2 protein-coding genes and 1 pseudogene are annotated in these 2,438 nt (G+C 41.8%); all 3 read right to left on the bottom strand.

Features of this window, described 5'->3' with window-relative positions:
• Positions 1 to 792, bottom strand: a pseudogene (locus tag JWJ90_RS22490) (hypothetical protein); the annotation flags it as partial.
• A 95-nt stretch (positions 793 to 887) separates the two neighbouring features.
• Positions 888 to 1,451 carry a hypothetical protein gene (locus JWJ90_RS22485; protein ID WP_205229460.1) on the bottom strand — a complete coding sequence of 188 codons (564 nt, stop codon included), beginning with the start codon at positions 1,449 to 1,451 and terminating at the stop codon, positions 888 to 890.
• 83 nt (positions 1,452 to 1,534) lie between these two features.
• Positions 1,535 to 1,783: a hypothetical protein gene (locus tag JWJ90_RS22480; RefSeq protein ID WP_205229459.1), complete on the bottom strand. Its 249-nt coding sequence runs from the start codon at positions 1,781 to 1,783 to the stop codon at positions 1,535 to 1,537.
• Positions 1,784 to 2,438 lie beyond the last annotated feature (655 nt).

Below are 2,438 nucleotides of genomic sequence, written 5' to 3'. Positions count from 1 at the left end.
AATGCCGCAGTATGTTTTCGTCGTTTTCCTTTTGCCATTTTCTGCTCCATGTTGTGCCCATCTATAGGCATCAGTGGTAGCAGAAATTCCACTTAAGGGCTTGTCCAAATTTCCGGGGCCACTTCTATGTGCATACCCAAGCTCATAGTACACGTTAGGGCGCTCAGTTGTTATGTCGCATACTAAAAACCTTGATTTTTTTATTTTTTCGAGGATTACGTCAGTAATCTTTTTTGAATGTTCAATTTCATCAACTCGAACGCCTTCGATACCATGTTGAGATGTCGCTCTTTTTATTGCATTAAGGGAGTCTTCTAGTTCTGGGTTTTCAGAAGAAATACTCATCATTATGAATGCAACGTTGTCCAATTGATTTCCAGGATATTTAGATGCTGTCTCAACATTGCCAGTTGCATTAACTATCCAGAAAGCTCCACCGGTTCCGATGCTTGACACCCATTTTCCCTCTATTCGGTTACTTTCGATAACAGTACCATCTACTGTGACATGACCAAGATTCACACCGTGTGTTTGTACCTTAATAGGACGCCCGTCAACAATAACCGTGTGTGTTTTATTTTGCTGAAAACTATCTGGTGTTGGATCCATTTCAAAATTCAAAGATAAGCCATCTTTTTTTCCACGATATGTGTAAACAGATGTGCCATACATAGGATCATTTATTCGAACTGTTCCTGACAAAACCCCTTCATCATCCTTGATTTCTACAAAAATATCAGCATTATTAGTACCAAGAATTTTTCCGGTCCAATCTCCAGATAATTTATTCATATCTATCCTTTTTGTTGCCAACGCCGCCCATAACCCGCAGCCGGAAGCGGAGCGACGAAGGAACGAGCTTTTGGTTGTCGGAGTCCATGGGCTTGTTAGCTGACTGTCTGGAATAATTTACGAAGATCAAACCCAACCCCCGACAGATTCGGTTCGAGAATTACGGCATCTGCGAGCCGGCGGAGTCCATTCTTGTTGATGGTCTTTGCCACAGCGAATCCAGAAAGCTTCTTCTTTTCCTTGATATCGTTGAATATGGATTTGATCAGTTGGATCACGTCATCTGTCGTTTTGCAAGCAGCCTTTATTGGGATCAACAACAGTTTGTCTTTGATTTCACCTGACCTTCGATACTCGTCATTATGTTTCTTGAAATATGACGGCGTAAGGGTCGTTATGAGAATGGCCGGAAGGATCCGCTCTCCATCTTCACCGTTGATTCCGTGCCACGAAAAGACATCGTTTGCAAAGTGAATGGGCTCGATTCCGGCTACGACTACAGACCTCGTTTGCGACGCCATTCGTGCCATGTTTGTGAAGTTGGCCACTAGTGCATCCGTGAGCGGCTCCTTCCATCCGTAATCCAGAACGTAAATGAAGTAGTCTCTTCCATCATCCGTGTTCGGAAGATTTCCGAGATTATGTACGTGAAGCCCCATGTGCTCTCTCCCCTCAAGCAGCTAACGTCCGGCTCACCGGACCCGCGCTGTTTGCGGGGTCCGCGTGAAGCCGGTTCGTTAACTCATTTTTGTATTTCGCTTCTAAGCTTATTTACTGCTTTTGCAATTCTCTCTTTATTAATTGAATCCTGATGATTCCGAAGCTTCTCATTTAATATGAGTTCTATTCCAGATCTCAAAATTTCAAAATTCTCGGTACATTTTGCTTCGGACAGCTCATGTATGCCTATACTCAGAATTGCATATAGACCAGCGTTTTCATAAATAGTGACTGGCAAATAATCATGAAGAAACAAAATTTTTTCATTCATTCTGCCACGTTGGTATTCAGCTTCATCAAACTCATTATTGCTTCCTAGTGCTTGTTGATGTGCTTCTTCGACAAGTGACTCAAATATTCTACGAAGATAGACGTATGCTCCTATGCCTATTCCGTGTGAAGCAAGTCCTATTGCTCGTACTAGCTCACGCCTCTTTTCTTCTCCAAGTACTGGACTATATTTATTAATTGCTGATATATTAGAATCTGCATAGGATGGAAACTGACCGATTTTTGTAATATACCCTTCTGTTAATGGTTTTCCATGTTCATGGAAAGGTTGTCTTTTTGAATCAACATAAAATACAAAAAATTGTGAGTGCCCTGGTGATCTGGTGCAATAGGCTCTTGTCGAGTAAATTCCTTTTTTAATTGCGGCCTCGGGCCTAACACCAGAGGGCCAAGGACCCAGGGCAAGCGCATCAAAATGTCCTGACTAGGCCCATTTAGAATCGAATTATTTTCGACCAGCGAAAAAATACGAATAAAATCGATTTATTATTCAATTCTACTCGCATAGCCTCTATATATTACCCTTCAAAAATCACTTACTTGGAGAAGGGGCATGAAAAAACAGCAGCCAGACATTATTTCCCATTTCGAAAATTTAATTGATCCGAGAGTAGAAGGGAAAAACCGGCATTTGC

The organism is Desulfobulbus rhabdoformis, from assembly GCF_016919065.1.
In the GTDB taxonomy this organism is placed as follows: Bacteria; Desulfobacterota; Desulfobulbia; order Desulfobulbales; family Desulfobulbaceae; genus Desulfobulbus; species Desulfobulbus rhabdoformis.
The sequence above is the reverse complement of the archived record's forward strand: the minus strand, read 5'-3'. Positions and strand labels throughout refer to the sequence as shown.